At 66.8% G+C, this 25,587-nt stretch carries 24 protein-coding genes; 21 read left to right on the top strand and 3 right to left on the bottom strand.

The genetic code is table 11. The features are described 5' to 3' along the window. Positions 1 to 23: 23 nt before the first annotated feature. The 11 genes from ACQY46_RS12405 to ACQY46_RS12355 all read left to right on the top strand — a co-directional run bounded on the left by ACQY46_RS12405 (position 24) and on the right by ACQY46_RS12355 (position 12,411). Complete coding sequence (locus tag ACQY46_RS12405) at positions 24 to 860, top strand: substrate-binding domain-containing protein (RefSeq protein WP_428696352.1); 837 nt, start codon at positions 24 to 26, stop codon at positions 858 to 860. 194 nt (positions 861 to 1,054) lie between these two features. After that, positions 1,055 to 1,867 (top strand): molybdate ABC transporter substrate-binding protein, encoded by an 813-nt coding sequence (locus ACQY46_RS12400; protein WP_428696351.1) that lies wholly within the window; start codon positions 1,055 to 1,057, stop codon positions 1,865 to 1,867. 52 nt (positions 1,868 to 1,919) lie between these two features. Further along, positions 1,920 to 2,969 carry an iron ABC transporter substrate-binding protein gene (locus ACQY46_RS12395; protein ID WP_428696350.1) on the top strand — a complete coding sequence of 350 codons (1,050 nt, stop codon included), beginning with the start codon at positions 1,920 to 1,922 and terminating at the stop codon, positions 2,967 to 2,969. Further along, positions 2,945 to 3,988: a FecCD family ABC transporter permease gene (locus ACQY46_RS12390; protein ID WP_428696349.1), complete on the top strand. Its 1,044-nt coding sequence runs from the start codon at positions 2,945 to 2,947 to the stop codon at positions 3,986 to 3,988. The genes ACQY46_RS12395 and ACQY46_RS12390 overlap by 25 nt, the downstream gene beginning before the upstream one ends. Beyond that, complete coding sequence (locus tag ACQY46_RS12385) at positions 3,985 to 4,764, top strand: ABC transporter ATP-binding protein (protein ID WP_428696348.1); 780 nt, start codon at positions 3,985 to 3,987, stop codon at positions 4,762 to 4,764. Before ACQY46_RS12390 ends, ACQY46_RS12385 begins: the two co-directional genes overlap by 4 nt. A 436-nt stretch (positions 4,765 to 5,200) precedes the next feature. Continuing rightward, entirely contained in the window at positions 5,201 to 5,812 is a 612-nt protein-coding gene (locus ACQY46_RS12380) for a hypothetical protein (protein WP_428696347.1), read from the top strand. A 351-nt stretch (positions 5,813 to 6,163) separates the two neighbouring features. After that, positions 6,164 to 7,636: a cryptochrome/photolyase family protein gene (locus tag ACQY46_RS12375; protein WP_428696346.1), complete on the top strand. Its 1,473-nt coding sequence runs from the start codon at positions 6,164 to 6,166 to the stop codon at positions 7,634 to 7,636. A gap of 19 nt (positions 7,637 to 7,655) precedes the next feature. Then, on the top strand, positions 7,656 to 8,960 hold the full coding sequence (locus ACQY46_RS12370) for an NAD(P)/FAD-dependent oxidoreductase (RefSeq protein ID WP_428696345.1): 1,305 nt from the start codon (positions 7,656 to 7,658) through the stop codon (positions 8,958 to 8,960). Further along, positions 8,957 to 9,808: a DUF1365 domain-containing protein gene (locus ACQY46_RS12365; RefSeq protein ID WP_428696344.1), complete on the top strand. Its 852-nt coding sequence runs from the start codon at positions 8,957 to 8,959 to the stop codon at positions 9,806 to 9,808. Before ACQY46_RS12370 ends, ACQY46_RS12365 begins: the two co-directional genes overlap by 4 nt. Positions 9,809 to 9,837: 29 nt before the next feature. Then, positions 9,838 to 11,067, top strand: coding sequence for a class I SAM-dependent methyltransferase (locus ACQY46_RS12360; RefSeq protein WP_428696343.1), 1,230 nt, complete (start codon positions 9,838 to 9,840; stop codon positions 11,065 to 11,067). Positions 11,068 to 11,091: 24 nt separating this feature from the next. Next, a complete protein-coding gene (locus ACQY46_RS12355; RefSeq protein ID WP_428696342.1) occupies positions 11,092 to 12,411 on the top strand; it encodes an MFS transporter in 1,320 nt (439 codons plus the stop codon). Between the two features lie 22 nt (positions 12,412 to 12,433). Here the strand turns inward: ACQY46_RS12355 and ACQY46_RS12350 are convergent, their stop codons facing one another. Then, on the bottom strand, positions 12,434 to 13,252 hold the full coding sequence (locus ACQY46_RS12350) for an SDR family NAD(P)-dependent oxidoreductase (protein ID WP_428696341.1): 819 nt from the start codon (positions 13,250 to 13,252) through the stop codon (positions 12,434 to 12,436). 93 nt (positions 13,253 to 13,345) lie between these two features. Then, positions 13,346 to 13,993, bottom strand: coding sequence for a ChrR family anti-sigma-E factor (locus tag ACQY46_RS12345; protein WP_428696340.1), 648 nt, complete (start codon positions 13,991 to 13,993; stop codon positions 13,346 to 13,348). A gap of 386 nt (positions 13,994 to 14,379) precedes the next feature. Here ACQY46_RS12345 and ACQY46_RS12340 point away from each other — a divergent pair, with 386 nt between their 5' ends. The 7 genes from ACQY46_RS12340 (at position 14,380) to ACQY46_RS12310 (ending at position 21,655) form a co-directional block, all read left to right on the top strand. Beyond that, positions 14,380 to 15,420, top strand: coding sequence for a cysteine synthase A (locus ACQY46_RS12340; RefSeq protein ID WP_428696339.1), 1,041 nt, complete (start codon positions 14,380 to 14,382; stop codon positions 15,418 to 15,420). Between the two features lie 7 nt (positions 15,421 to 15,427). Continuing rightward, positions 15,428 to 16,879 (top strand): cardiolipin synthase, encoded by a 1,452-nt coding sequence (cls, locus tag ACQY46_RS12335; RefSeq protein ID WP_428696338.1) that lies wholly within the window; start codon positions 15,428 to 15,430, stop codon positions 16,877 to 16,879. 93 nt (positions 16,880 to 16,972) lie between these two features. After that, entirely contained in the window at positions 16,973 to 17,686 is a 714-nt protein-coding gene (locus ACQY46_RS12330; RefSeq protein ID WP_428696337.1) for an alanyl-tRNA editing protein, read from the top strand. Between the two features lie 46 nt (positions 17,687 to 17,732). Continuing rightward, entirely contained in the window at positions 17,733 to 18,575 is an 843-nt protein-coding gene (gene sseA / locus ACQY46_RS12325; protein ID WP_428696336.1) for a 3-mercaptopyruvate sulfurtransferase, read from the top strand. Positions 18,576 to 18,737: 162 nt separating this feature from the next. Then, the gene (locus tag ACQY46_RS12320; RefSeq protein ID WP_428696335.1) at positions 18,738 to 20,408 is read left to right on the top strand and encodes a formate--tetrahydrofolate ligase; all 1,671 of its coding nucleotides are present in this window, start codon (positions 18,738 to 18,740) and stop codon (positions 20,406 to 20,408) included. Positions 20,409 to 20,515: 107 nt separating this feature from the next. Next, on the top strand, positions 20,516 to 21,358 hold the full coding sequence (locus ACQY46_RS12315; protein WP_428696334.1) for an isocitrate lyase/PEP mutase family protein: 843 nt from the start codon (positions 20,516 to 20,518) through the stop codon (positions 21,356 to 21,358). A 3-nt stretch (positions 21,359 to 21,361) separates the two neighbouring features. Continuing rightward, positions 21,362 to 21,655 carry a GIY-YIG nuclease family protein gene (locus ACQY46_RS12310; RefSeq protein WP_428696333.1) on the top strand — a complete coding sequence of 98 codons (294 nt, stop codon included), beginning with the start codon at positions 21,362 to 21,364 and terminating at the stop codon, positions 21,653 to 21,655. 236 nt (positions 21,656 to 21,891) lie between these two features. Here the strand turns inward: ACQY46_RS12310 and ACQY46_RS12305 are convergent, their stop codons facing one another. After that, complete coding sequence (locus ACQY46_RS12305; RefSeq protein WP_428696332.1) at positions 21,892 to 22,959, bottom strand: methylglyoxal synthase; 1,068 nt, start codon at positions 22,957 to 22,959, stop codon at positions 21,892 to 21,894. A 177-nt stretch (positions 22,960 to 23,136) separates the two neighbouring features. Here ACQY46_RS12305 and ACQY46_RS12300 point away from each other — a divergent pair, with 177 nt between their 5' ends. The 3 genes from ACQY46_RS12300 to catB all read left to right on the top strand — a co-directional run bounded on the left by ACQY46_RS12300 (position 23,137) and on the right by catB (position 25,330). Then, positions 23,137 to 23,844, top strand: coding sequence for a corrinoid protein (locus ACQY46_RS12300; RefSeq protein WP_428696331.1), 708 nt, complete (start codon positions 23,137 to 23,139; stop codon positions 23,842 to 23,844). A gap of 5 nt (positions 23,845 to 23,849) precedes the next feature. After that, positions 23,850 to 24,500: a DUF1638 domain-containing protein gene (locus ACQY46_RS12295; protein WP_428696330.1), complete on the top strand. Its 651-nt coding sequence runs from the start codon at positions 23,850 to 23,852 to the stop codon at positions 24,498 to 24,500. Between the two features lie 182 nt (positions 24,501 to 24,682). Continuing rightward, a complete protein-coding gene (gene catB, locus ACQY46_RS12290; RefSeq protein WP_428696329.1) occupies positions 24,683 to 25,330 on the top strand; it encodes a type B chloramphenicol O-acetyltransferase in 648 nt (215 codons plus the stop codon). The last annotated feature ends 257 nt before the right edge of the window (positions 25,331 to 25,587 follow it).

The raw sequence follows: 25,587 nt of genomic DNA, 5'->3' as shown, positions 1-25,587 counted from the left end.
CGTAAAATCGAGGGAGAATGCACATGTTCCGACGTCAGTTCCTGACAATCGCAGCCGCCGGCCTGATCACGGCCGGCCTGGTCGCGCCGCTCAAGGCGGAAGAGAAGTTCATCGTCGTCCAGTCGACGACCTCGACGCAGAATTCGGGCCTGTTCGAGTTCATGCTGCCGAAATTCACCGAGAAGACCGGCATCGAGGTGCGCGTCGTGGCGGTGGGCACCGGCCAGGCGATCAAGAACGCGGCCAATGGCGACGGCGACGTCCTCTTCGTCCACGCCAAGCCGGCGGAGGAGAAGTTCGTCGCCGACGGCAACGGCGTGAAGCGCTTCGACGTCATGTACAACGACTTCGTCATCGTCGGCCCGCCGTCCGATCCGGCCGGTGTCGCCGGCTCCAACGACGTCACCGATGCGCTCCAGAAGATCGCGAAAGCCGGCGCGCCCTTCGCCTCGCGCGGCGACGACAGCGGCACGCACAAGGCGGAGCTGCGGCTTTGGAAGGCAGCCGGCATCGACGTCAAGGGCGCCTCGGGCGGCTGGTACCGGGAGACGGGCTCCGGCATGGGCGCGACGCTCAACACCGGCACCGGCATGGGCGCCTATGTCATGACCGACCGGGCCACCTGGATCTCCTTCGGCAACAAGGGCGCGTACAAGGTGGCCGTCGAGGGCGACGACAAGATGTTCAACCAGTACGGCATCATCCTGGTCAGCAAGGACAAGCACCCGAACGTCAAGGCCGATCTCGGCGAGCAGTTCGTCGACTGGGTGGTTTCCAAGGACGGCCAGCAGGTCATCGCCGACTACAAGATCGACGGCCAGCAGCTGTTCTTCCCGAACGCCGCCCCGAGCGGCAGCTAAAGCAGGCCCGCCTCGGGAAAAGTCGGGTATTGGCTCATGACTCCGCATTTTTATACAGGTTCATACTGACAATCGATATCCGCTTGTCTTGAACTTGTTCCAGGAGCAGAGTTTGTAACTCACCCGGTGCGGATATCCGCACCGGGTTTCGAGGGCAGTCATGTTCATTCAGACTTTTTCAGGGAGGCAAACACATGTCCAGACATGCTCTGGCTGTGGCGATTGTCGGTGCAATATCGCTGGCAGCCTTTCAGGCCATGGCTGAGACCACTGTCAAACTGCATGCTGCCAGCAGTCTGAAGGCTGCCATGAGCGAGATCGCCGACGCCTATGAGGCGCGAACCGAAATCCGCGTCGAACGCAATTTCGGACCGTCCGGATTGCTGCGAGAGCGGATCGAGCGCGGCGAGGCGGCCGAGGTTTTCGCATCGGCCAACATGACACACCCGACGACACTGGCATCAACCGGCAAAGCGTTGCCGGTGGTTCTTTTCGCCCGCAACCGGCTCTGCGCGCTGGTCCAGCCGAAGATCAAGGTCAACAGCTCGACCCTGCTCGAGACGATACTGCGCGACGATATCCGCGTCGGCACATCGACGCCGAAAGACGACCCCTCCGGCGACTATGCGTTCGAACTGTTCGACAAGGCCGAAGCAATGTCGCCCGGCGCGACGGCCCGGCTCAAGGCCAAGGCCCTGAAACTGACGGGCGGCCGGGACAGCGAAGCGGCTCCCGAGGGCCGGAACAAGTACGGCTGGATCATGGAGAACAAGCGAGCCGACATTTTCCTTACCTATTGCACCAATGCCCTGCTCGCGAAGCGGGAAGTGTCGACATTGTCGATCGTCCAGGTTCCCGAACCGCTTGCCGTTGGTGCAGACTACGGGCTGACGGTCATGAACGGCGCATCGCCGGACGCTTTCGCCCTGGCCCTCCACATCCTGTCGCCGAAGGGGCAGGCCATTCTCGTCTATCACGGTTTCGACGCGCCTGGTTTCACGCACTGAGGGACAGGTCCCGACAGAGCGAAGTTTCATCCTTGCCGGCGGGAGCCTCCCGATGCAGCGTCTCCTTCATGCGATCGCCGTTCTTGTCGCAATCGCGTATCTGACCCTCGACGCGACAACCAGCGATGCCCGGACAATCGTCGATTCCGCCGGGCGCAGCGTCGAGCTTCCCGACACGGTCACCCGGGTCTTCGCCGCCGGGCCGCCGGCCTCCATCCTCGTTTATGCGCTGAAGCCCGACGCCCTGCTCGGCTGGCCGCGCGCGCTGCGCGACGAGGAACGCCCCTATATCGCGGCCGCCTATCGCGACCTGCCGGAAACCGGCCGGCTGACCGGGCGCGGCGGCGAGGCCAACCTGGAGCGGGTGCTGGCGCTCAAGCCCGACCTGATCATCGATTTCGGTTCGGTGCGCGACACCTATGTCGATCTCGCCAACCGGGTGCAGGAACAGACCGGCATCCCCTACATCCTGGTCAACGGCCGTTTCGGGGAAACGGCGAACTCGCTGCGGCTGGTCGGCGAGGCGCTCGGCGTTGCGGAACGCGGCGAGATGCTTGCCCGCGATGTCGAGGCAACCTTCGCAGAACTGGACGCGATCCTCGCCGACATGCCGCAGGAGAGCCGTCCGCGCGTCTATCTCGCCCGCGGCCCGGACGGGCTGGAGACCGGCATGAAAGGCTCGATCAACACGGAGATCATCGAGCGGGCGGGCGGGCGCAACGTCGCCGAGGCAGCCGGTCAATACGGGTTGGTGCGCGCCTCGCCGGAACAGGTCATCCTCGCCAATCCCGACACGATCATCACCTGGGACCGCAACTTCCACCGTGCCGTCTGGTCGGATCCCCTGTGGGCCGGGATCGAGGCCGTGCGACGAAAACGCGTCTACCTGTCGCCGACAGCGCCCTTCGGCTGGATCGACCGACCACCCTCGCTCAACCGGATGATGGGACTGAAATGGCTGGCCGGGCTGTTCTACCCCGAGCGCTGGCAGGGCAAGCTGCGCGAAGAGGCGCGCGCCTTCTACCGGCTCTGGTACCATGTGGATCTTTCCGAGGGCGAACTGGACGGGCTGCTGGAATGGGCGAGCGGGCGTGCACCTTGACGTCGGGCAGGTTTCGGCGCGGCACGGGTACGGTCGGGCTGCTGGCGGCGGCCGTCGCCGCGCTGTCGCTTGGCGCCCTGCTCGTCGGCCCCTTTCCGCTCGGCCCTTTCGAGGCGGTCGGCCGGCTGTTCGACGCGGCACTCGGGCGCGGCGAGATGGGCGACGCTGCCACCACCGTGCTCGTCTCCATCCGCCTGCCGCGCATTGCGGGCGCGTTGCTGGTCGGCGCCGCCCTCGCCGCCGCCGGCGCCTGCTACCAGACGCTGTTCCGCAATCCGCTTGTCTCGCCTGACATTCTGGGCGTCTCCGCCGGAGCCGGGCTCGGCGCGGTGCTCGGCATCTTCCTGTCGCTGCCGGTCGCCGCGATCCAGTTCATGGGTTTTGCCGGCGGGCTCGGTGCGGTGGCGCTCGTCGGCTTCGTCGCCGCCGCCATCCGCCATGGCGACCGGACGCTGATCCTGGTGCTGGCCGGGGTCGTGGTCGGCGCCCTGACGGGAGCGGCGACCTCGCTGCTGAAGGTCCTCGCCGACCCGTACGACCAGCTTCCCGCCATCACCTTCTGGCTGCTCGGCTCGCTCGCCGGGGTGAAGGGCGAGGACATCTGGCCGGCGGCCCCCGTGGTTCTGGCGGGCCTGGTGCCGCTGGTGCTGCTGCGCTGGCGCATCAACGTGCTGTCGCTCGGCGACGAGGAGGCACGCGCCCTCGGCATCGAGGCGGCACGGCTGCGGCTTGCCGTCGTCGTCTGCGCGACGCTGGTCACCGCCAGCGTCGTCGCCATTGCCGGCGTCGTCGGCTGGGTCGGGCTCGTCATTCCGCATATCGCGCGCATGCTGGTGGGTCCGGGCTTCGGCCGGCTGCTGCCGGTCGCCGCCCTTCTCGGCGCCGCCTATCTCCTCGTCGTCGACACCCTGGCGCGCACGATCTCCTCCGTCGAGGTGCCGCTCGGCATTCTCACCGCCGTCGTCGGCGCACCGTTCTTCCTGTGGCTGCTCGCGCGCGGACGGCGGGCCTGGGCATGAGGATAGAGGCGCGCGACCTGGACACGGGCTATCCCGGGCATCCGGTCGGCCACGGCCTTTCGATCCTGGCCGAGAGCGGCTCCGTGCTCTGCCTGCTCGGACCCAACGGATCCGGCAAGACGACACTGTTCAAGACCCTGCTCGGCCTGATCCCGGCGCGCGGCGGCGAGGTCGTCATCGGCGATGCCCGGCTGCAGGTTCTCTCGCGGGTGGAGGTGGCGCGCCGCGTCGCCTACGTGCCGCAGGCGCATGCGGCCCCGTTCGCCTATTCGGCGGAAGAGATCGTGCTGATGGGGAGGACCGCCCGCCTCGGCCTGTTCGTGCAACCGGGCGACCGGGACCGCGAGGTCGCTCGGGCCGCACTGTCGCGGCTCGGCATCGCGGACCTGGCGCAGGCCGACTACACGCGGCTTTCCGGCGGGCAGCGCCAGCTGGTGCTGATCGCCCGGGCGCTCGCCCAGGAGACCCCGGCCCTTGTCATGGACGAGCCGACCGCCAGCCTCGACTTCGGCAACCAGGCGATCGTGCTGCGCGAAATCGCGGCGCTGGCGAAAAGCGGACTGACCATCATCCTTTCCACCCACGATCCCGACCATGCATTTGCAATCGGGACCCGGGTCGCGCTGTTGCACGAGGGCAACATCCTGTGCGCGGGCTCTCCGGAGAAGGCGCTGACCGCCGACGCGCTTTCCACCGTTTACGGCGTGCCGGTGCAGGTCGAGCGCGCGCCATCGGGCCGCATCACCTGCCTGCCGGATTTCGACGGCCGGACCTGAATCCGCCTCCATGGCGTTGAAAAAAAGACGCAGGCAACGGAATTATTCCCTGCTCACAAAAACGTGATGTTAAGAATGCCACGCTCCCGCCAGGCCTCCGCCGCATTCCTGCCGCGTTTGAAAAGCGCGCGATATCATCGCGTTAACCCCGGAATCCGGTGTTCCTTTAAAAAATTGCATAAAAAGAACCCTCGCATTTGTGATCCATATTACGGTTTCGTCAGGATGTTTGAGGGAGCATGCTTGTCGTCGGACCTAGAATAGTTGGGTGACGTACACCAGATCTTAAGCTTACCGACATTCAGGCGCCCACCGGCCAAAGAACCGGGGACGTCATGCCTTGGGAGGCGACGAATGTTTGAATATGTGAAGAATATCGTTGCAATAAAGTCACGTGCCGCAACGGCAGTCGTAGTCACGTGCCGCAACGGCAGTCGTGCTGGGACTTGCGCTCGGACTGTCCGGCGGTATCGCCGGCGCCGAAACGCTCTCGGCCCGTGTCAGCGGCGCGGACGCCGTCCTGCAGAAGAGCGACAGGGAAACCTTCGTCATTCCGGAGGATCGCCTGGCCGTGACACTCGGCACCCCGCAAGGGAGTGACGAGGACGGCTCCTATGCGATCTGGGTCGGCGAGGTCGAGCGCAACGGACGCAAGATCGTCTGGGTCGAACTGATCGACGACCATGGCGAGGTCATCTACGACAGCGAGGTCTCGCAGAACGAGACCCACCTGTTGCCGGACGGCCGTGCCGTTGTCGTGCGGGCGCTCGGCGATGCCGAGACGGGCGGCGTCAAACTCGCCAAGGCGGACCAGTCTCGGGTCGCGCCCGATGCCCGCCTCGTTGTGACGCGCCGGGTCGTCGACGATCCGTCGCTGCAGACGGCGATCGAGTTCATCGAGCAGTCGCCGCGCGAGGAACAGAGCACCATGATGCGCATCGCCACCTTCGGCCAGGCGCTGTGGGCATCCATCGTCGCCAGCCTGACGGCCGCCGCCGATGGCGTGATGGTGGCCTGGGACTGGATCACCGAACCGTTCCGCGCCTGATCGTCCCGTCCTGATCATCCCGCGCTGAAATGCGGCCGCACGTCTTCGGGCGCGCGGCCGGCCCCTCCCCGCGAAAACCCGCCCGCCACAACAAATGGCGGACAAGCCGCCGCAAATCCGGGCCGGGCCAGGCACTGCTTCCCCGCACCTGCGCCACCTGCAACATACGCCGGCCTCCCATCCCGACCGGATCAGGCCGCCCCGGAACCGCTGTTTCCGGGGCGGCTTTTTCGCATCCGGCGCCACCGCGTCGACGGCTCACGGCCAAAAGCCGAAACCGCTAATCCATCAACGCGCAACGACCGTAAGGAGTAGGCAAACCCGCCTGCACCGACCGGAACCCGCTGACCAATGCCAAACACCGACCGCCCTGCCCCGATCCTCGTGTGGTTCCGCGACGATCTGCGGCTCGACGACAACCCGGCGCTTGCCGCCGCGCTGTCGCAGGACCGGCCGGTCGTCGCGGTCTATATGCGCGAAGAGGGTCCCGGCGCGCCGCGTGCTCCCGGCGGCGCCGCTCGCTGGTGGTTGCATCATTCGCTGGCGCGCCTGTCCGAATCGCTCGCCAAGGCCGGCATCCCGCTGGTGCTGCGACGCGGCGCGGCGGACGCGACGCTGCGCGGCCTCGTCGCCGAGACGGGCGCCAGCCACATCCTGTGGAACCGCCGCTACGACCCCGCCGGCATCGCCATCGACACGGCGCTGAAAGCCGCCTTCAGGGCGGAGGGGATCGTGGCCGAAAGCTTCGGCGCGACCCTTCTCGCCGAACCCTGGGACGTGGCGACCGGCTCCGGCGGGCCCTACCGCGTCTTCTCCCCGTTCTTCCGGGCGCTCGTGGCGCGGGGCGAGCCCGCGTTTCCCAGCCCGCTTAGCCCCCCCGCCGGGCATCGCAGGATCGGGGTGTTGCCCGACAGCGAGACGCCCGCGAGCCTGTTTCCCCTGCCGACCCGGCCCGACTGGGCCGGCGGCCTGCGGGAAACATGGGAACCGGGGGAGGCAGGCGCCCTTCGCCGCCTGGCGACGTTTCTCGACGACGGGCTGGAGCGCTACGCGGCGAGCCGCGACGAGCCGGCAAGCCGGGCGACCTCGATGCTGTCACCGCATCTGCGCTTCGGCGAAATCTCGCCGCGCCGGATCTGGCACGCGGTCGCCCATCGCGGCGCCGATCCCTCCTCCAGCATCGGCGAGCGACAGGTGACGAAGTTCCATTCCGAACTCGGCTGGCGGGAATTCTCCTACCACCTGCTGTTCCATTTCCCGGACCTTGGCACCGCCAATTTCCAGCCGCGTTTCGACGCCTTTCCCTGGCGCGAGGACGAAACCCAGCTTGCCGCCTGGCAGAAGGGCCTGACGGGCTATCCGCTGGTCGATGCCGGCATGCGCGAGCTCTGGCATACCGGCACCATGCACAACCGGGTGCGGATGGTCGCCGCCTCCTTCCTGATCAAGCACCTGATGCTCGACTGGCGGCAGGGAGAAGCCTGGTTCTGGGACACGCTGGTCGATGCCGACCCGGCCAACAACGCCGCCAGCTGGCAATGGGTGGCCGGATCCGGCGCCGATGCCGCCCCCTATTTCCGCATCTTCAACCCGACCACACAGGGAGAGAAATTCGACCCCGACGGCGACTACACGAAGCGCTGGGTGCCGGAGCTTGCCGGTCTACCGCCAAAGTATCTTTTCAAGCCGCACGAGGCCCCGCGCGAGATCCTCGCGCAGGCAGGCATCCGCCTCGGCGACACCTATCCCCGGCCGATAGTCGATCACAGCACAGCGCGCCAGCGTGCCCTCGACGCCTTCCAGACCATAAAAAACGCCGCCTGAAGAAGACAAAGGACACGCAATGCGCATCGCCGTGATCGGTTCCGGTATCGCCGGAAACAGCGCCGCCTGGGCCCTGAGCGAAAGACACGACGTTACCCTCTACGAGAAGCGTGCAAGGCCCGGAGGCCACAGCGCCACCGTGGACATCGACTACGACGGCACGCAGATGGCCGTCGACACCGGCTTCATCGTCTATAACGAGCTCAACTATCCGAACCTGACGGCGCTGTTCGAGCATCTGGGCGTTGCGACGGAGGCAAGCGACATGAGCTTCGCCTTCTCGCTCGACGGGGGCTTGCGGGAATGGTCCGGCGACACGCTCAACACCGTCTTCGGCCAGCGCAGCAACATCGTATCGCCGCGCTTCATGTGGATGCTCAGGGAGATCCTGCGCTTCAACCGGCAATGCATCGAGGACCGCGCCGCGGGCACGCTCCGCGGCCTGTCGCTGCAGGACTATCTCGCCAGGCGACGGTTCTCGAGGGAGCTCGCCAGCGACTACCTGCTGCCGATGGGCGCCGCCATCTGGTCGACCCCGCCCGCCCACATGCTGGACTTTCCGGCGGAAAACTTCATCGCCTTCTTCGAGAACCACCGGCTGGTGCATCGCGACCGGCCGGTCTGGCGGACGGTGTCCGGCGGCAGCCGCAGCTATGTCGAGCGGCTGCTGTCGCCGCTTGCCGGCAAGGTGCGCCTGGCAACGCCGGTCGCCAGCGTCACGCGGCGCGACGGGCAGGTGCATGTCGTCGACACAAACGGCAACGAGGATGTCTTCGACCGGGTGGTGCTGGCCGCCCATACCGACCAGACGCTGGCCATGCTCGCGGATGCGACCCCCGAGGAGCGCAACATTCTCGGTGCGGTCCGCTACCGGCCCAACCAGGTCTACCTGCATCGCGACCGCTCCCTGATGCCGCGCCGGACACGCGTCTGGGCGTCGTGGAACTATCTCGCCTCGAGCGATCCCGGCGCGCCCTATCGCGATGCCTCGGTCAGCTACTGGATGAACCGGCTGCAGAACCTGCCCGCCGACAAGCCGCTGTTCATCAGCCTCAATCCGGTCGAGCGCCCACGCGAGGACCTCACCTTTGCCACGTTCGAATACGATCATCCGCAGTTCGATGCCGGCGCGATCGCCGCGCAGAAGGCCCTCGGCCAGATCCAGGGCGCGCGCAACACCTGGTTCTGCGGCGCCTGGTGCGGCTACGGCTTCCACGAGGACGGCCTGACATCCGGCCTCGCCGCGGCGGAGGCGATCGGCAGCGAGATACCCTGGCGCCTCGACGACAATGGCGTGGCGCGCACGGCGGAGGCAGCCGAATGACCGGCAACCGGCACCGCACAGCCGCGATGTCCGCAACGACGATGGCCGACAATGGCGGTCCGCCGCCGGCCGCGGCACAGCTCTACCCGGGCACCGTGATGCATGCCCGGTTGAAGCCCTTCGGCCACCGGTTCAGCTATTCCGTCTTCACCCTGCTTGTCGACATCGACCGGCTGGCGGAAGCAGGCAGGATCTCGCCGCTCTTTTCCATCGGGCGTTTCAACCTGATGTCCTTCCGCGAGGCGGACCACGGCCCGCGCGACGGCAGCTCGCTGCGTGCCCATGTCGACAGGCTGCTTGCCGCACGGGGCGTTGCCGCACCGGCGCGCGTGCTGCTGCTGTGCTACCCGCGCATCCTCGGCCATGTCTTCAACCCGCTGTCGGTCTATTTCGCCTATGACGGGAACGACAATCCGGCCGCCGTCATCTACGAGGTGCGCAACACGTTCGGCGACCTGCATACCTATGTGGAGCCGGTGCGCGACGGACAGCTCGGCCCTGAGGGCATTCGCCAGACGCGGGCCAAGGCCTTCTACGTCTCGCCCTTCATCGACATGGCCCAGACATACGCCTTCCGGGTGCTGCCTCCGGGCGAGGCCGTGCGCGTGCGCATCCTGGAAAGCGACGCGGAAGGACCGCTCCTGTCGGCCGCCTTCGCCGGACGGCGGCGGGAGGCGACAAGCAGGGCCATCCTCTCGCTCTGCTTGAAAATCCCGTTCATGACACTCAAGATAATCGGTGGCATCCACTGGGAGGCCACCAAACTCTGGTTGAAAGGGGCCCGCTTCCACTCGCCGTCACGACGTCCAAGGACCGTACAGCGCAACACTGCGATCCCCAGGGTCTGACGCGCCCCGGCTGTGTGACGAGGTTTGACATGTCGACTGCGATTGCACTCACTCCCGAAAATGCCCGCCAGGCGCTCGCCGGTCTTCCCCGGCTCGCCCGGCTTGGCATGCGTGTCGCGCTGAACCTGAAGGTCGGCTCGCTCACGATCGAAACGCCCGAGGGCCGGCTGTTCCTGGTCCAGGGCCAGCAACCCGGCCCCGACGCCCATGTGAAGATCCTTTCCTGGCGCTTCATCCGCCGCCTTTTGAGCGGCTCCGACGTCGGCGTCGGCGAAAGCTACATGATGGGCGAATGGACAAGTTCCGACGTCACGACGTTCCTGGAACTGTTCTGTCGCAACCGCGACGCCACCGCCGACATGCTGCGCGGCAGCCCGCTGTTCCGCATGATGATCCGTGTCCGCCACTGGCTGAACCGCAACACCAGGACCGGATCGCGGCGCAACATCTCCGCCCATTACGATCTCGGAAATGCCTTCTACAAGGAATGGCTCGACCCGACGATGACCTACTCGTCGGCGCTCTATGACGGCGGCGTCAACGACCTGGAACAGGCGCAGCGGCGCAAGTACCGGGCGCTGGCGGAGGAAACCGGAATCAACCCGGACCACCACGTGCTGGAAATCGGCTGCGGATGGGGCGGGTTCGCCGAATATGTCGCCGGCGAGATCGGCGCCAGGGTCACCGCGCTGACCATCTCGCGGGAACAGTACGACTTTGCCTGCAAGCGGATGCAGGACGGCGGCCTCAACGACCGGGTTACCGTCAAGCTCCAGGACTACCGCGACGAGACCAGCCAGTATGACCGGGTCGCCTCGATCGAGATGTTCGAGGCGGTCGGCGAACAGTTCTGGCAGACCTATTTCCAGAAGGTGGCCGGTTGCCTGAAAGCCGGCGGACGCGCCGGGCTGCAGATCATCACCATCCAGGACACGCTGTTCGACGACTATCGCCGCACGCCTGACTTCATCCAGCGTCACGTGTTCCCCGGCGGCATGCTGCCGCCTCCGGGCGTGCTTGCCGACCTGGGCGAGCGGACGGGGCTCAAGCTCGCCGCCGAACGGATCTTCGGGCACGACTACGCGCGCACCCTGGAGGAATGGCGGCAGAGGTTCCGGGCGGCCTGGCCGCGCATCAGCCCGCTCGGCTTCGACGACCGGTTCAAGCGGCTGTGGGAGTTCTATTTCCACTACTGCGAGGCCGGTTTCCGGTCGGGCAACATCGACGTCCGCCAGATGATCTACGTGAAGGCGTCCTGACGGGTGGCGGCAGGAGCGGGACTGATGCGCGCGGGACTGACGCGCGCGAGCCTCGCCGCCTATGCGGGTCCTGCCCTGCCGCTGGCGGCGCTGACGCTGCCGCTCTACGTGATCCTGCCGACATTCTATGCCGAGAGCATCGGCCTGCCGCTGGCCGTGGTGGGAACCATCCTGCTCGCGGTCCGGCTGGCGGATGCGGTGTCCGATCCGCTGATCGGCCTTCTTGCCGACCGCTACCGGCCGCCGCTCGGGCGCCGGCGCGGCTGGTTCCTCGCCGCCTGCCTGCCGGCGGCGCTTGCCGCCTACATGATCCTCACCCCGCCCGAGGGCGCCGGAGGCGGCTATCTCTTGTTCTGGGGTCTTGCCCTGTCGCTCGGCTACACCGCCTCGATCATTCCCTATACCGCCTGGGGGGCGGAACTGTCCGACGATTATCACGGCCGCAGCCGCATCGCCGGCGCGCGCGAGGGGATGGTGCTTGTCGGCACGCTGATTGCCGTCTCCGTGCCCGCCATCGCCGAGGCGCTCGGCGCACCGGGCCAGGCAACGGCCCTCAAGGTGCTGGCGCTGATCATCGTGGTCGCCCTTCCCGTCCTGACGCTCGTCGCGGTCTGGCGCCTGCCGGAGCCGCGCTACACGGGCGCCGCACTGCCGCCACTGGCGGACGGGCTCCGGCAGGTGGCGCGCAATCGCCCGTTCGTGCGGCTTCTCGCCGCCTTCGTCCTCAACGGCTTTGCCAACGGGCTGCCGGCGACGCTGTTCCTGTTCTTCGTCGCAAGGGCGCTCGCCGCGCCCCAGATGCAGGGCCCGTTCCTGTTCCTCTATTTCCTGTGCGGCGTCGCCGGCGTGCCGCTGTGGCTTGCCGTCTCCCGCCGGATCGGCAAGCACCGCGCCTGGTGCGTGGCAATGCTTGGCGCTTGCGCCGTCTTCGCACTGGTGCCACTGCTGGGGTCCGGAGACCTTGCCGGTTTTGCCGTGATCTGCGTGCTGACGGGACTGGCGCTCGGGGCGGATCTCGCCCTGCCCTCGGCCATCCAGGCCGATGTCATCGATGTCGACCGGATGGCGACAGGCACGCGGCGTTCGGGGCTTTACTTCGCGCTCTGGGGGCTTGCCACGAAACTGTCGCTGGCGCTGGCCGTCGGGCTTGCCTTCCCGCTGCTGGAGCTTGCAGGTTTCGACCCCGCAGCGGCCGACACAATCGGCATCGGCGCCCTGGTGGCGCTCTATGCGGTCGTGCCGGTGACGCTGAAGCTGACGGCCATCGCGTTGATGTGGAACTTTCCGCTCGGGGCGAAGGAACATGCGGAACTCACCGCACGGCTTGCCCGCCAGACCGGCTGAGCAGCCGCCGGCCAGACGTTGATCAGTCCTTTGGGCGGGGCTTGCGCGACCATCCGGTCGTGCGCGCCATCAGCGGGAAATAGAGCCGGTAGGGCAACAGCCTCAGGAATTTCAGCTGGCGCGTGAAGCGTTTCGGGAAGGTGATCTCGAAGGCGGTTCCCGCAAGGCCGTCGATCAGCGCGTCGGCCGCCTCCCCGACCGGCATCAGATGCGGCATGGGAAAGGGATTGTCCTTCGTCGCCGGCGTGTCGACGAAACCGGGAGAGACCACCTGGAGGAGGATGCCGAGGCGGTCGAGGTCGAACTTCATCGCCTCGGCGAGATTGATCAGCCCGGCCTTGGTCGCGCCATAGGCGGCGGAGGTCGGCAACCCGCTGTAGCCGGCGACGGAGGCGACGAGCGCGATCTGGCCCCGGCGACGCGGCTTCATGGCAGCGACCAGCGGCACCAGCGCATTGGCCGTGCCCTTCAGGTTGACGTCGAAGGAGGCATGGAAGGCGGCGAGATCCGGCGCGGTGCCGTCGACCGGCAGATAGACGCCGGCATTGAGGATGGCGAGGGCGACCGGACCGCGCTCCGCCTCGAGTTCGGCGACGATCTCCGCCATGCGCGCGGCGTCGGTGACGTCACCGGGCATGACCAGGATCTCGCCGGGTCCGTCTGCCGCGCGCGCGCGCAACGCTTCGAGAGGCCCGGCCGAGCGCGCCGTCACCGCAACCTTCCAGCCCAGCGCGGCGAGCCTTTCCGCCAGCGTCTCGCCGATGCCGGAACTGGCGCCGGTGATCCAGGCGATGCCGTCTCCGGGGCGTGCGGCGTGGAGGGATGCGTCAGCTTCGCTCATGATCGCTCCTGTCGTTTCATACCCGTTCTACGGGCTGCAACGGAAGCGGATCGCCACAAGGCGGGAAACAAGGAGCTTTGGCGGGCGGAAATCTCAGCCGCGCAGGAACGGCGCGAAGAAGCGACCGATCGGGCCGGTCAGGCGCAGGCTGCCTTCGGTCACGGCAAAGCAGATGCAGTCCTCGCCCTCGTCGGCGACCGGACGATGATCGACATCGTCGTCGGCATAGGCGACGTCGCCGCGTACATAGTGACCCTCGCCATCGCTGAAGCCGCCCTCGACAACGAGCGTCAACTCGGTGCCGTGATGGGTGTGGGTCGGCATTGCCATTCCGGCGCGGATCCACAAGAGGCTCGCCGTGCAGCCGTCCATTTCCGCGACCTTGTATTCGCGCAGGCCCGGCAGCTTCGTCTTCCACGGAAGGTCGGCGATGTCCTTGCCGATAAAATCGGCAAGCGCCGCCGGCAGGCGGGTGCCACGCGGCGGCACGGGCGGAGCGGCAATGCGTTCGCCGAGCGGCGTGTCGAAGATCGCCGCCAGCATCGCATCCCGGTTGTCGAGCGGCATCGGCGCTACGCCCTCGAGCATGGACCCGCAAGTCGCCTCCAGATCGCGGACAAAACCGCGATTGACGGGCGACAGGTCAAGATGGGAGCGCACGAGCAGGCGGGCAGGCTCGGCAAGCGTTCCCGCTACGTATCCGGCCAGCAACGCATCGAACTGTTCCTGTCTCTCGTCCATTCCGTTTCAACCTTCGTCACGGCACGCGACCCTTGCGGGTACGGCTGAGTGCCGGGCCCGTATTAGCCGACAATGAGGCTCGCGCCAATTCCGCAAACGGCCTTGCAGCGGCGCGGTATTTGGCTTTCCCGTATCATGCTACGATGGACGGAGCGTCGCGGATCAGCGAAAACATCATATTCCAAGCCTATGTCCACTTTGGTGATTTATCGATCAACTTTGCAGAACAGGGCCGAAAGGATTATCAACGACGGCCTTACAAATGGCACGGGATCGCTTGAAGCCCCCCCTCCCGCCACCTACCCTTTCGGCCAGCCTTGCAGGGTATGCCGGACCATCGCGGACCGGGAACCCGGCTCCCCCTTCGAACGGACCAGAGACGACCGATGGACATCAAGACCTCCGTGATCGACGCGATCGGCAACACGCCGCTCATCCGCCTCAACCGCGCATCGGAGCTGACCGGCTGCGATATCTACGGCAAGGCCGAGTTCATGAATCCCGGCCAGTCGGTCAAGGATCGGGCGGCGCTCTTCATCATCCGTGACGCGGAGGCACGCGGCGCGCTTCGGCCCGGCGGGGTCATCGTCGAGGGTACGGCGGGCAATACCGGCATCGGCCTGGCGCTGGTCGGCAACGCGCTCGGCTACCGCTCCGTGATCGTCATCCCGGAGACCCAGAGCCAGGAAAAGAAGGACATGCTGCGGCTGGCCGGCGCCGAGCTGGTCGAGGTTCCCGCCGTCCCCTACAAGAACCCCAACAATTACGTGAAGCTCTCCGGGCGCCTCGCCGAGCGCATGGCGGCGAGCGAGCCGAACGGCGCGATCTGGGCCAACCAGTTCGACAATGTCGCCAACCGGCAGGCGCATGTCGAGACGACGGGCCCGGAGATCTGGCGCCAGACGGACGGCAAGGTCGACGGATTCATCTGCGCCGTCGGCTCCGGCGGAACCCTGGCCGGCGTCGGCATGGCGCTGAAGGGGTTCAACAAGGACATCAGGATCGGCCTCGCCGACCCGATGGGAGCCGCGCTCTTCAACCACTATGTCCATGGCGAGCTGAAAGCGGAGGGCTCGTCCATTTCCGAGGGCATCGGCCAGGGCCGCATCACCGCCAATCTCGAGGGCGCGCCGGTCGACATGCCGTTCCAGATCCCCGACGAGGAAGCGCTTCCGGTCGTCTTCGACCTGCTCGAGCACGAGGGCCTGTGCATGGGCGCCTCCACCGGCGTCAACGTGGCAGGCGCGATCCGCATGGCCCGCGAGATGGGACCGGGCCACACGATCGTGACGATCCTGTGCGACTACGGCACCCGCTACCAGTCGAAGCTGTTCAACCCGGATTTCCTGCGCTCCAAGAACCTGCCGGTCCCGGCCTGGCTGGAGCGGTCCAGCGGCATCACGGCACCGTTCGAAGAAGCGGTCTGACCCGTTCATGCTGCGTGACGTCGACCTCGCCGAAGCCTTCGTCGCCAACCTGCCGATCATCGCGGCCTTCACACTGGCGCTTTACGCGCTGGCGGCCGTCTGCGCCGTGCGGGAAGTGCTGAACTCGCGCACCGCGCAAGGCTCGATCGCCTGGCTGCTGTCGCTTCTGTTCCTGCCGTTCCCGACCGCCTTCCTCTACCTCGTCTTTGGCTGGAAACGCTTCGAGGACTATGGCGAGGTGCGCGCCTATGCAGGCCGGGCGACACGTGCCGCGCGGGCCGGCGAGTTGCGGCTGGCCGATGCCAAGACCAGTACGAGTTGGCCGGTGCTCACCCGGATCGCACAGATCCCGTTCCTCGCGGGCAACAATGTCGAGCTGCTGATCGACGGCCCCGACACGTTCGAGTCCATTCTCGCCGGCATCGCCGCCGCCCGCCGCGAGGTGCTGGTGCAGTTTTTCATCATCCGCGACGACGGGCTGGGCCAGCGCTTCGCCGATGCCTTGATCGAGCGCGCGCACGCCGGCGTCACCGTGCACCTGCTTTACGACGATGTCGGCAGCAAGAGCCTGCCGCGCAGCTATCGCCGAAGGTTGCGCGAGGCCGGCGTCAGGGTGGCCGGCTTCAACCAGCGGCACAAATGGCTGCGGGTGACGGGGCCAATGCGCCTCAACTACCGCAACCATCGCAAGATCGTCGTCGTCGACGGACAGAGCGCCTGGGTCGGCGGCCACAATGTGGGCGACGAGTATATCGGCCTCTCGGCGGATTTCGGCCACTGGCGCGACACGCATGTGCGTGTCGACGGGCCCTCGGCCATCGCCTGCGCGCTGTCCTTCTGCGAGGACTGGCACTGGGCGACGGGAACGCCGATCCGCCCCTTCCTGCCAGTGCCGATCCCGCAGCCAGGAGACGAACCGGTGCTGGTGATGCCGACGGGACCGGCGGACACGTTCGAGGATTGCGGGATCGCCTTTTCCGAGGCCATTTCGCGGGCCCGCGAGCGGCTGTGGATCGTCAGCCCCTACTTCGTGCCGGAAGCGGCGATGCAGACGGCGCTGCTGGCCGCCGCCATGCGCGGCGTCGACGTGCGCATCCTGCTCCCCGAGAAGGCCGACCACCGGCTGGTCTGGCTGGCCAGCTACGCCCATGCCGACGACATGGTCGACCACGGCATCAAGATCTATCGTTACACGGCCGGCTTCCTGCACCAGAAGGTCATTCTCGTCGACGACCAACTGGCCGGCATCGGCACGGTCAATTTCGACGCCCGCTCGTTCCGCATCAATTTCGAGATCACCTTGTGGTTCACGCATGAGCGCACGATCGGCAAGGTTGCCGAGATGCTGACCCGCGACTTCGGCCAGAGCCGCGCGACGACGCCGCAGGACCTTGCGGTGCGCTCCTTCGCCTTCCGCTTCATCGCCCAGGCGGCACGGCTGTTCTCTCCGATTCTATAACGTGGCGTCAGTTTTCGCAGGGCCTTGCGGCAGTTGATTGCCCTTGCCGATCGGATAGGGTGGCGGTCCCGCCTGAATCATCGAGGATGCCCCATGACGGATCTGCTCTTTCGCGACGACGCCTATCTGCGCAGCTGCGAAGCGCGGGTAACCGCCCTCACCGAGCGCGGCGGCGTGGTCACGGACCGGACGATCTTCTATGCGACCGGCGGCGGCCAACCCGGCGACAACGGCCGGATCGAGCTCGCCGACGGGCAGCAGATCGAGATCGCCACCACCGTCTATGGCGAGGACCGCAGCCAGATCGTCCATGTGCCGGCGGAAGGCTCCGCCCTGCCGGCCGTCGGCGACACCGTGGTTCTGCATCTGGACTGGGAGCGGCGCTACCGGCTGATGCGCGTGCACACCGCACTGCACCTCTTGTCCGTCGTGCTGCCCTATCCCGTCACCGGCGGGCAGATCGGCGAGGGCGAGGGCCGGCTCGACTTCGACATTCCCGAAGCTGCCCTCGACAAGGACGAGATCGCGGCGAAGGTCAACGAGATCGCCGGTGCCGACCATGCCGTCACATCCGACTGGATCACCGACGAGGAGCTACTGGCCAAGCCGGAAATGGTCAAGACCATGAGCGTCAAGCCGCCAATGGGCTCGGGCCGGGTGCGCCTGATCCGCATCGGCGATGTCGACCTGCAGCCCTGCGGCGGCACCCATGTCGGCCAGACGTCCGAGATCGGGCCGCTCGACGTCACCAAGATCGAGAAAAAGGGCAGGCAGAACCGCCGTGTCCGCATCAAGCTGGCCGACTGACACATTACTTCAGGCCGGCCCGACCGTTCCCACAAGAGGCAGATCCATGGCGCTTTCCCCTCTCGTTTCGACACAGTGGCTGGCCGAGAAGCTCGCCTCCCCCGACATTGTCGTCGTCAACGCCTGGTTGCCGCCGGTCGGCAAGCCCGATGCAACGCCGGAATATGGCGAGGGGCACATTCCCGGCGCCATCTTCTTCGATGTCAACGCGATCAGCGACACGGCGAGCGACTTGCCGCACATGCTGCCGCCGGCGCATGTTTTCTCCGCGATGATGCGCAAGCTCGGCATCGGCGACGGCCAGACCATCGTCGTCTATGACGGGGTCGGGCTTTATTCCGCCGCCCGGGTGTGGTGGATGTTCCGCGCCATGGGCGTCGAGCAGGTGTTCGTCCTCGACGGCGGCCTGCCGAAATGGCGGGCGGAGGGCCACCCGGTCGAGGACATGCCGCCGACCCCGCGCGGCGAGCGCCATTTCACCGCAAGGCTCAACAACGGCCTCGTCGCCGATCTCGACAAGGTGGCGCAGGCCCTGACGAGCGGCGCCCAGGTGCTCGACGCGCGCTCGCGCGGCCGCTTCGCCGGCACCGACGCGGAACCGCGCGCCGGCCTGCGTTCGGGCCACATGCCGGGCGCGCTGAACCTGCCCTTCACCGAGCTTCTCGCCGATGGCGTGATGAAGCCGGCGGACGAGCTTGCAAGCGCCTTCGACGCGGCCGGCCTCGACCGCTCGCGCCCGGTCATCACCACCTGCGGCTCCGGCGTTACCGCCGCGATCCTGTCGCTGGCGCTGGCCGTCACCGGCCACGACAAGGCGCCCGTCTATGACGGCTCCTGGACCGAATGGGGCGGTCGCGACGACACTCCGATTGCGACCGGAGAGGCCTGACCTTTTCCCTCAAGCGCCTGAAAAGGGCGATTGCGCGACGGCCGCGTGTCGGATCGCAAACAATTCCGCTCATCCAGCCCCGCTAGGATCGGTTTTTTCAATCGAACGATAGAAGATCGCCCGGCAAGGGTGGCGATCCGTTCCGGGAGGACCACAGACACTATGGCCAGTGACATCGAAATCGCCCGCGCGGCACGCATGAAGCCGATCTCCGAGATCGGCGCCAGGCTCGGCATCCCGCCGGAAGCCCTGGAGAATTACGGCTCGACCAAGGCCAAGGTCCGCTCCGACTTCATCTCCACGCTGTCCGACCGCCCGGACGGCAAGCTGGTGCTCGTCACCGCGATCAATCCGACACCGGCCGGCGAAGGCAAGACGACGACGACCGTCGGGCTCGGCGACGGGCTCAACCGGATCGGCAAGAAGGCGGCCATCTGCCTGCGCGAGCCCTCGCTCGGCCCCTGTTTCGGCATGAAGGGGGGCGCGGCCGGCGGCGGTTATGCGCAGGTGGTGCCGATGGAGGACATCAACCTCCACTTCACCGGCGACTTCCACGCGATCACCTCGGCGCACAACCTTCTCTCCGCGCTGATCGACAACCACATCTACTGGGGCAACGCGCTCGCGATCGACCAGCGCCGCATCACCTGGCGCCGCGTCATGGACATGAACGACCGGGCGCTGCGCCAGATCGTCTCGTCGCTCGGCGGCGTTGCCAACGGGTTTCCGCGCGAATCCGGCTTCGACATCACCGTCGCCTCGGAGATCATGGCGATCCTGTGCCTGGCGCGCGACCTCGCCGACCTGCAGGCGCGGCTCGGCAACATCATCATCGGCTATCGCCGCGACCGCACCGCCGTGACGGCGCGCGACCTGGAGGCCGACGGCGCGATGACCGTCCTCCTGAAGGAGGCGATGCAGCCGAACCTGGTGCAGACGCTGGAAAACAATCCCGCCTTCATCCATGGCGGCCCCTTCGCCAACATCGCCCATGGCTGCAACTCGGTGATCGCCACGAAGACGGCGCTCAAGCTCGCCGACTACGTGGTCACCGAGGCCGGCTTCGGCGCCGATCTCGGGGCGGAGAAGTTCTTCGACATCAAGTGCCGCAAGGCCGGCCTTTCCCCTTCCGCCGTCGTCATCGTCGCCACCATCCGGGCGCTGAAGATGAATGGCGGCATCGGCAAGGACGCGCTCGGCCGGGAAGATGTTGCGGCGCTGACGCGCGGCTGCGTCAATCTCGGCCGCCATATCGAGAACCTGAGCCTGTTCGGCGTGCCGGTCGTCGTGGCGATCAACCACTTCGTCTCCGACACGGATGCGGAAGTGGCCGCGGTCCAGGCCTATGCGGCCGAACAGGGCGTTACGGCAGTGCTTTGCCGGCACTGGGCGGACGGGTCGGCCGGCACGGAGAAGCTGGCGGAAAAGGTGGTCGAGCTCGTCGAGGCGGACACCGCCCGTTTCGCGCCGCTCTATGACGATGCGCTGCCGCTCTTCGACAAGATCGAGACGGTTGCCCGGAAGATCTACCGGGCCGGCGAGGTCGTCGCCGACAAGTCGGTGCGCGACCAGCTGGCCAAGTGGGAGGCGGACGGGTTCGGCCACCTGCCGGTGTGCATGGCAAAGACGCAGTATTCCTTCTCCACCGACCCGAGCCTTCGCGGCGCGCCGGAGGGCCACGCGGTGCCGGTGCGCGAGGTACGGCTTTCCGCCGGCGCCGGCTTCGTTGTCGCCATCTGCGGAGAGATCATGACCATGCCGGGCCTGCCCAGGGTGCCTTCGGCCAACCACATCCGCCTCGACGACAACGGGCATATCGAGGGGCTGTTCTAGAAAAAGAGCGCCCGAACCGGCACGTCCCGCTCTTTCCGAAATCGGAAAGTTCCCTTTTTGTTCCTTTCGGCTATACTCCCTCGCGTCGCAACCGGGAGGAGAAGGCCATGGCCGGGCAGCAGGAGAAATTCACGCGGCTGAAGGCGCTGCACGAGACGGATGGCGCCTTCGTCATTCCCAACCCGTGGGATGCCGGATCGGCCCGTCTTCTGGCCAGCCTTGGCTTCGAGGCGCTTGCCACGACAAGCGCCGGGTTCGCCTTCTCAAGGGGTAAGCGGGATTCCTTTGCCGGCCTTGCCCGGGAGGAGGTTCTCGGGAACGCCGCCGAGATCGTCGCCGCGACGGAGCTTCCCGTTTCCGCCGATCTGGAGGACGGTTTCGGGACGGCACCGGAGGCCTGCGCCGAGACGATCCGCATGGCCTGCGAGACCGGCCTTGTCGGCGGTTCGATCGAGGATGCGACGGGCGATGCGGATGCACCGATCCACACGTTCGCCCTTGCGGTCGAGCGCGTCCAGGCGGCGGCGGAGGCTGCCCGCGACCTGCCGTTCGTGCTGACGGCAAGGGCCGAGAATCACTTGTGGGGGCGGCCTGACCTCGACGACACGATCCGCCGGCTTCAGGCCTTTTCGCAAGCAGGCGCCGATGTCCTCTACGCCCCCGGCCTTCCCGATATCGAGGCGATCCGGACCGTTTGCGATGCCGTGGACAAGCCGGTCAACGTGGTGATGGGCTTGAGGGGCAAGAGCTATTCCGTCGCCGAGCTGGCGGCAGCCGGCGTGAAGCGCATCAGCGTCGGGGGCTCGTTCGCGCGGGCCGCGCTCGGCGCCCTGATGCGCGCGGCGGAGGAGGTCAAAACGTCGGGCACGTTCACCTATGCCGACGACGCCCTTCCCGACGCGGTCGCCAGCCGGCTGATGTCGCAGGAAAGGCCCGCCGCGAGGTCGTGAGGGATGCGTGGCTATGACTTCTACGTCTACATTCTGGCCAGCGGCGTTGGCGGCACGCTCTATACGGGCGTCACCAATGATCTTGCTCGCCGCGTTTCCGAGCATCGTGACAAGGTGGCAGCGTCCTTCACAAGCCGCCACCGGGTCACCCGCCTCGTGTATTTCGAGCATCACACCGATATCGAAGCTGCCATAGCGCGCGAAAAGCGGATCAAACGCTGGAAGCGGGCCTGGAAGACGAGACTTGTCGAGGAGCACAACCAAGACTGGCGCGACCTGTTTCACGGGCTCCCATAGCCGCCCACGGCGCCTTGCCAGGCGCCGCCCTCACAGGGGTGTCATCCCGGTTCCGGCACAGCCGGAGACCGGGAACCAGTATCCGCCGAGGCCGACGGTTCAGGCCAGTGCACAACAACCACCTTCAGCGGATACTGGATGCCTGCCTTCGCAGGCATGACAGCGGAGCAGGTGGCAGGAACGGGCCGCGTAGCCGCGCTGCAAGCCGTCCGGCATGACGGGAGAGCGTATTTCCCTCACCTGCCGAGACTGGCGGAAACGACGAGATCGGCGGCGGCCGGCGAACAGGCGATCGGCGTGTCGTGCAGGATGGCCAGCCGGGTCAGCGCCATCAGGTCGACATCGCTGGCGTGGTGGCCATGCGGATCGGCGAAGAAGATCACCGCGTCGAGTTCGCCCGTGGCGATCAGTGCGCCGAGCTGCTGGTCGCCGCCATGGGAGCCGCGCTGCAGCCGCTGGATGGCAAGGCCCGGCACGGCGTCGAGAAGCATGGCGCCGGTGCCCCCCGTCGAGATCAGCTTCTGCCGGCGCAGGATGTCGGCATGGCGGGCCACCCAGGCGCGCAGGTGCGACTTGCGGGCGTTGTGGGCGACCAGCGCGATGCGGCGCGGCGCGGTCGACATGCGCCGGGCGGCGAGCGTCAGCGACAGGATGGCCCGCACCTGGGCCCCTAGCCCCTCCTCGGTGGTGGCGAACTGTCCCTTGAGTGCCGCCGTGCCAACGGTGAAGCCCGCGGCGCCCGCCTCCGCCACCTGGGCGATCCGCTCCGCCCGGTCGATGCTGCCGGCCATGATCACCGGCTTGTCGCAGGCGGCACACACGCTGCGCATCAGCTCCGGCACGTTGCCGGCGAAGCGATAGGCGAGCAGGTCGAGGCCGTGCACGCTTTCCAGCTCGGTGAGCGCGCGGGCGCTTTGCGTGATCGTCTCGACCGATCCGGCAAGAACGCTCGGATGACCGACGATCTCGCCGGGAAACGGATAGTAGCGGATCGGATGGGCCTTCAGCATCGGCGCCACGTCGGCCGCCCGCGTGCCGCCGAGCAGACAGTCGACCTCCAGCCCGATGGCCGCGCGCGCCGAACGCAGTTCGCTCTCGGCATCGAGGCTCACCACCTCCAGATAGACCCGTCCGCCGGCCGAGCGGATATCATGCGCCAGCGCTTTCAGCTCGTCGAACGGCAGGCCGACATCCTTGAAGCCGATATGGCGGGCGCCGCCGGCCAGCACCTCCTCCAGCCGCGCCCGGGCGTCGGGGACCGTGCTGTCGTCCTCGGTCAGCATGAAGATGAAGTCGAAGGCCATCGCCGGTTCCGTTCCTGTCTGTCACGCCTGTATCGGCACCCGTCACGGCGCGCCTGTCGCTCCCGCGACTCCGCATGTCGCATTGGAGATATCGACGGGAGGCGGCACAAACCAGTGTACTTGGAGCACCGGCCCAATAGGGCATGGAGCCTTTCCCTCGCGCAAGTGGAGCGCCGGATGTCGCAGGAAGACGATCTCGATCTCAGGTCGCTGTCGGACGAGGATCTCGTCGAGCAAATGCATGACGATCTCTATGACGGTCTCAAGGACGAGATCGTCGAGAGTGTCAACATCCTGCTGGAGCGCGGCTGGACGCCCTACGCGATCCTCACGGAAGCCCTTGTCGAGGGCATGCGCATCGTCGGCGTCGATTTCCGCGACGGCATCCTGTTCGTCCCCGAAGTGCTGATGTCGGCCAACGCCATGAAGGCGGGCATGGGCATCCTGCGGCCGCTGCTGGCCGAGACCGGCGCGCCGAAGGTCGGCAAAATGGTCATCGGAACGGTCAAGGGCGACATCCACGACATCGGCAAGAACCTCGTCTCGATGATGATGGAAGGCGCCGGGTTCGAGGTGATCGACATCGGCATCAACAATCCGGTGGAGAACTACCTGGCCGCCATCGAGGAGCACAAGCCGGACATCCTCGGCATGTCCGCCCTTTTGACCACGACCATGCCCTACATGAAGGTCGTCATCGACACGATGATCGAGAAGGGCATTCGCGACGATTACATCGTCATGGTCGGCGGTGCGCCGCTCAACGAGGAATTCGCCATGGCGGTCGGCGCCGACGCCTACGGGCGCGATGCTGCCGTGACCGTGGAACTCGCCAAGGAACTGATCGCCCGCCGGCACAACCAGCTGGCGGCACGCGCGGGATAAAGGACATGCTTTCGGGCGAGCAGGCAGACCGGATCGCCGACGCATCCCTCGCGGATGCGTCGCTTGCCCGCGAGAAGGTGCTGGTCATCGCCTGCGGTGCACTGGCCAACGAGATCCTCGCCATCACCCGCGCCAACGGGCTCTCGCATGTGGAGTTGCAATGCCTGCCGGCGCAGCTCCACAACCGCCCGGAGAAGATCCCCGAGGCCGTGCGCCGGGCAATCCACACCGCGCGCCCCGCCTATCGCCGCATCCTTGTGGGATACGGCGATTGCGGCACCGGCGGCCTGCTCGACAAGGTGATCGCCGAGGAAGGCGTCGAGCGTATCGAGGGGGCGCATTGCTACGCCTTTTTCGCCGGCCTCGACATCTTCGACCAGGAAGCCGAAGCCGCGCCCGGCACCTTCTACCTCACCGACTTCCTTGCCCGGCATTTCGAAACGCTTGTGGTTCGTCCGCTCGGCCTCGACGATCATCCCGAGCTGCGCGATGCCTATTTCAGCAACTACACGCGGCTGCTCTACCTGGAGCAGGCACCCGATCCGGCCATCGAGGCGCGGGCGCGCGCAGCGGCCGAACGGCTTGGCCTTGCCTATGACTTCCGGCGGACCGGCTACGGGTTGCTGGAGACCGCGCTGACCCGCCTGGCGGGCTGACGCTCCCGCTTTCCCCGGACCTGTTGCAGATGCGTCCTTGTGCCCGAAGCGGCCCGTGATAGAGATCGCCTCCCCGACCGCCAGGGCAGGTGATGCGGCGACAGCCGCAGGATCCGTCCAGCAAAGGCCGTCAGGAACAACCCTCTGTTTTCTCTCGCGACAAGCGACACAGGACGATCCCCGTGACCAATTTTTTCGAGACCCCCTTCAAGGGCAAGCTGCTCAGCGAGCAGGTGACGAACCCGAACATCATCGTCGGACGCTACAGCTACTATTCCGGCTACTATCACGGCCATTCGTTCGACGATTGCGCCCGCTACCTGATGCCGGACAGGGATGATGTCGACCGGCTGATCGTCGGCAGCTTCTGCTCGATCGGGACGGGCGCCACCTTCATGATGGCCGGCAACCAGGGCCACCGGCCGGAATGGGTCTCCACCTTTCCGTTCTTCTTCATGTCGGAGGAACCCGCCTTCGCCAATGCCGAGCTCGGCTATCTGCCGGCCGGCGACACGGTGGTTGGCAACGACGTGTGGATCGGCGCGGAAGCACTGATCATGCCCGGCATCCGCATCGGCGACGGTGCGATGATCGGAAGCCGGGCGGTCGTCACCAGGGACGTTGCCCCCTACGCCATCGTCGCCGGCAACCCCGCGCGCGAGATTCGCAAGCGCTTTGCCGACGAGGAGATCGCGATGCTGCTGGAAATGGCATGGTGGGACTGGCCGATCGAGCGCATCGAGCGGGAAATCCGGGCCCTGTGCTCCGCCGACATTGCCGGTCTCCACGCCCGCTGGAAGGCGGAGGCGGCAGACGCCACGCCCGGCTGACGCTGCCGCATGCGGCCAAGGCATCCCGATCGCGGCGCATTGTGCACGCCCGTCCGCTCCGAAAGATCCGGGCGGGCGTTTCGCCTTTCCGCCCCGTCGCCGGCTTTGCAGTCTTCGCCGGAACGACATGTGGCGAAAAAGCGGCCAGCCACGCACGGATACTTTACGCCCAAGAATAACCGCGACGAGACCCCTGTCGTTTTCAGGACCGCCCGTGTCGTCTGTGCACCGATGAGCTTGGCGCGCAAAGGCATCAT

Origin of the sequence: Stappia sp., assembly GCF_965276915.1 — a bacterium.
Classification (GTDB): domain Bacteria; phylum Pseudomonadota; class Alphaproteobacteria; order Rhizobiales; family Stappiaceae; genus Stappia.
Note: the sequence above shows the minus strand (reverse complement) of the source record. Positions and strands in the feature narration are given on the sequence as shown.

Bases quoted from the DNA above. Each gene is read 5' to 3' on its own strand.
- ACQY46_RS12405 (WP_428696352.1), top strand. From the start codon at position 24: ATGTTCCGACGTCAGTTCCTGACAATCGCAGCCGCCGGCCTGATCACG.
- ACQY46_RS12400 (WP_428696351.1), top strand. From the start codon at position 1,055: ATGTCCAGACATGCTCTGGCTGTGGCGATTGTCGGTGCAATATCGCTG.
- ACQY46_RS12395 (WP_428696350.1), top strand. From the start codon at position 1,920: ATGCAGCGTCTCCTTCATGCGATCGCCGTTCTTGTCGCAATCGCGTAT.
- ACQY46_RS12390 (WP_428696349.1), top strand. From the start codon at position 2,945: ATGGGCGAGCGGGCGTGCACCTTGACGTCGGGCAGGTTTCGGCGCGGC.
- ACQY46_RS12385 (WP_428696348.1), top strand. From the start codon at position 3,985: ATGAGGATAGAGGCGCGCGACCTGGACACGGGCTATCCCGGGCATCCG.
- ACQY46_RS12375 (WP_428696346.1), top strand. From the start codon at position 6,164: ATGCCAAACACCGACCGCCCTGCCCCGATCCTCGTGTGGTTCCGCGAC.
- ACQY46_RS12370 (WP_428696345.1), top strand. From the start codon at position 7,656: ATGCGCATCGCCGTGATCGGTTCCGGTATCGCCGGAAACAGCGCCGCC.
- ACQY46_RS12365 (WP_428696344.1), top strand. From the start codon at position 8,957: ATGACCGGCAACCGGCACCGCACAGCCGCGATGTCCGCAACGACGATG.
- ACQY46_RS12360 (WP_428696343.1), top strand. From the start codon at position 9,838: ATGTCGACTGCGATTGCACTCACTCCCGAAAATGCCCGCCAGGCGCTC.
- ACQY46_RS12355 (WP_428696342.1), top strand. From the start codon at position 11,092: ATGCGCGCGGGACTGACGCGCGCGAGCCTCGCCGCCTATGCGGGTCCT.
- ACQY46_RS12350 (WP_428696341.1), bottom strand. From the start codon at position 13,252: ATGAGCGAAGCTGACGCATCCCTCCACGCCGCACGCCCCGGAGACGGC.
- ACQY46_RS12345 (WP_428696340.1), bottom strand. From the start codon at position 13,993: ATGGACGAGAGACAGGAACAGTTCGATGCGTTGCTGGCCGGATACGTA.
- ACQY46_RS12340 (WP_428696339.1), top strand. From the start codon at position 14,380: ATGGACATCAAGACCTCCGTGATCGACGCGATCGGCAACACGCCGCTC.
- cls (WP_428696338.1), top strand. From the start codon at position 15,428: ATGCTGCGTGACGTCGACCTCGCCGAAGCCTTCGTCGCCAACCTGCCG.
- ACQY46_RS12330 (WP_428696337.1), top strand. From the start codon at position 16,973: ATGACGGATCTGCTCTTTCGCGACGACGCCTATCTGCGCAGCTGCGAA.
- sseA (WP_428696336.1), top strand. From the start codon at position 17,733: ATGGCGCTTTCCCCTCTCGTTTCGACACAGTGGCTGGCCGAGAAGCTC.
- ACQY46_RS12320 (WP_428696335.1), top strand. From the start codon at position 18,738: ATGGCCAGTGACATCGAAATCGCCCGCGCGGCACGCATGAAGCCGATC.
- ACQY46_RS12315 (WP_428696334.1), top strand. From the start codon at position 20,516: ATGGCCGGGCAGCAGGAGAAATTCACGCGGCTGAAGGCGCTGCACGAG.
- ACQY46_RS12310 (WP_428696333.1), top strand. From the start codon at position 21,362: ATGCGTGGCTATGACTTCTACGTCTACATTCTGGCCAGCGGCGTTGGC.
- ACQY46_RS12305 (WP_428696332.1), bottom strand. From the start codon at position 22,959: ATGGCCTTCGACTTCATCTTCATGCTGACCGAGGACGACAGCACGGTC.
- ACQY46_RS12300 (WP_428696331.1), top strand. From the start codon at position 23,137: ATGTCGCAGGAAGACGATCTCGATCTCAGGTCGCTGTCGGACGAGGAT.
- ACQY46_RS12295 (WP_428696330.1), top strand. From the start codon at position 23,850: ATGCTTTCGGGCGAGCAGGCAGACCGGATCGCCGACGCATCCCTCGCG.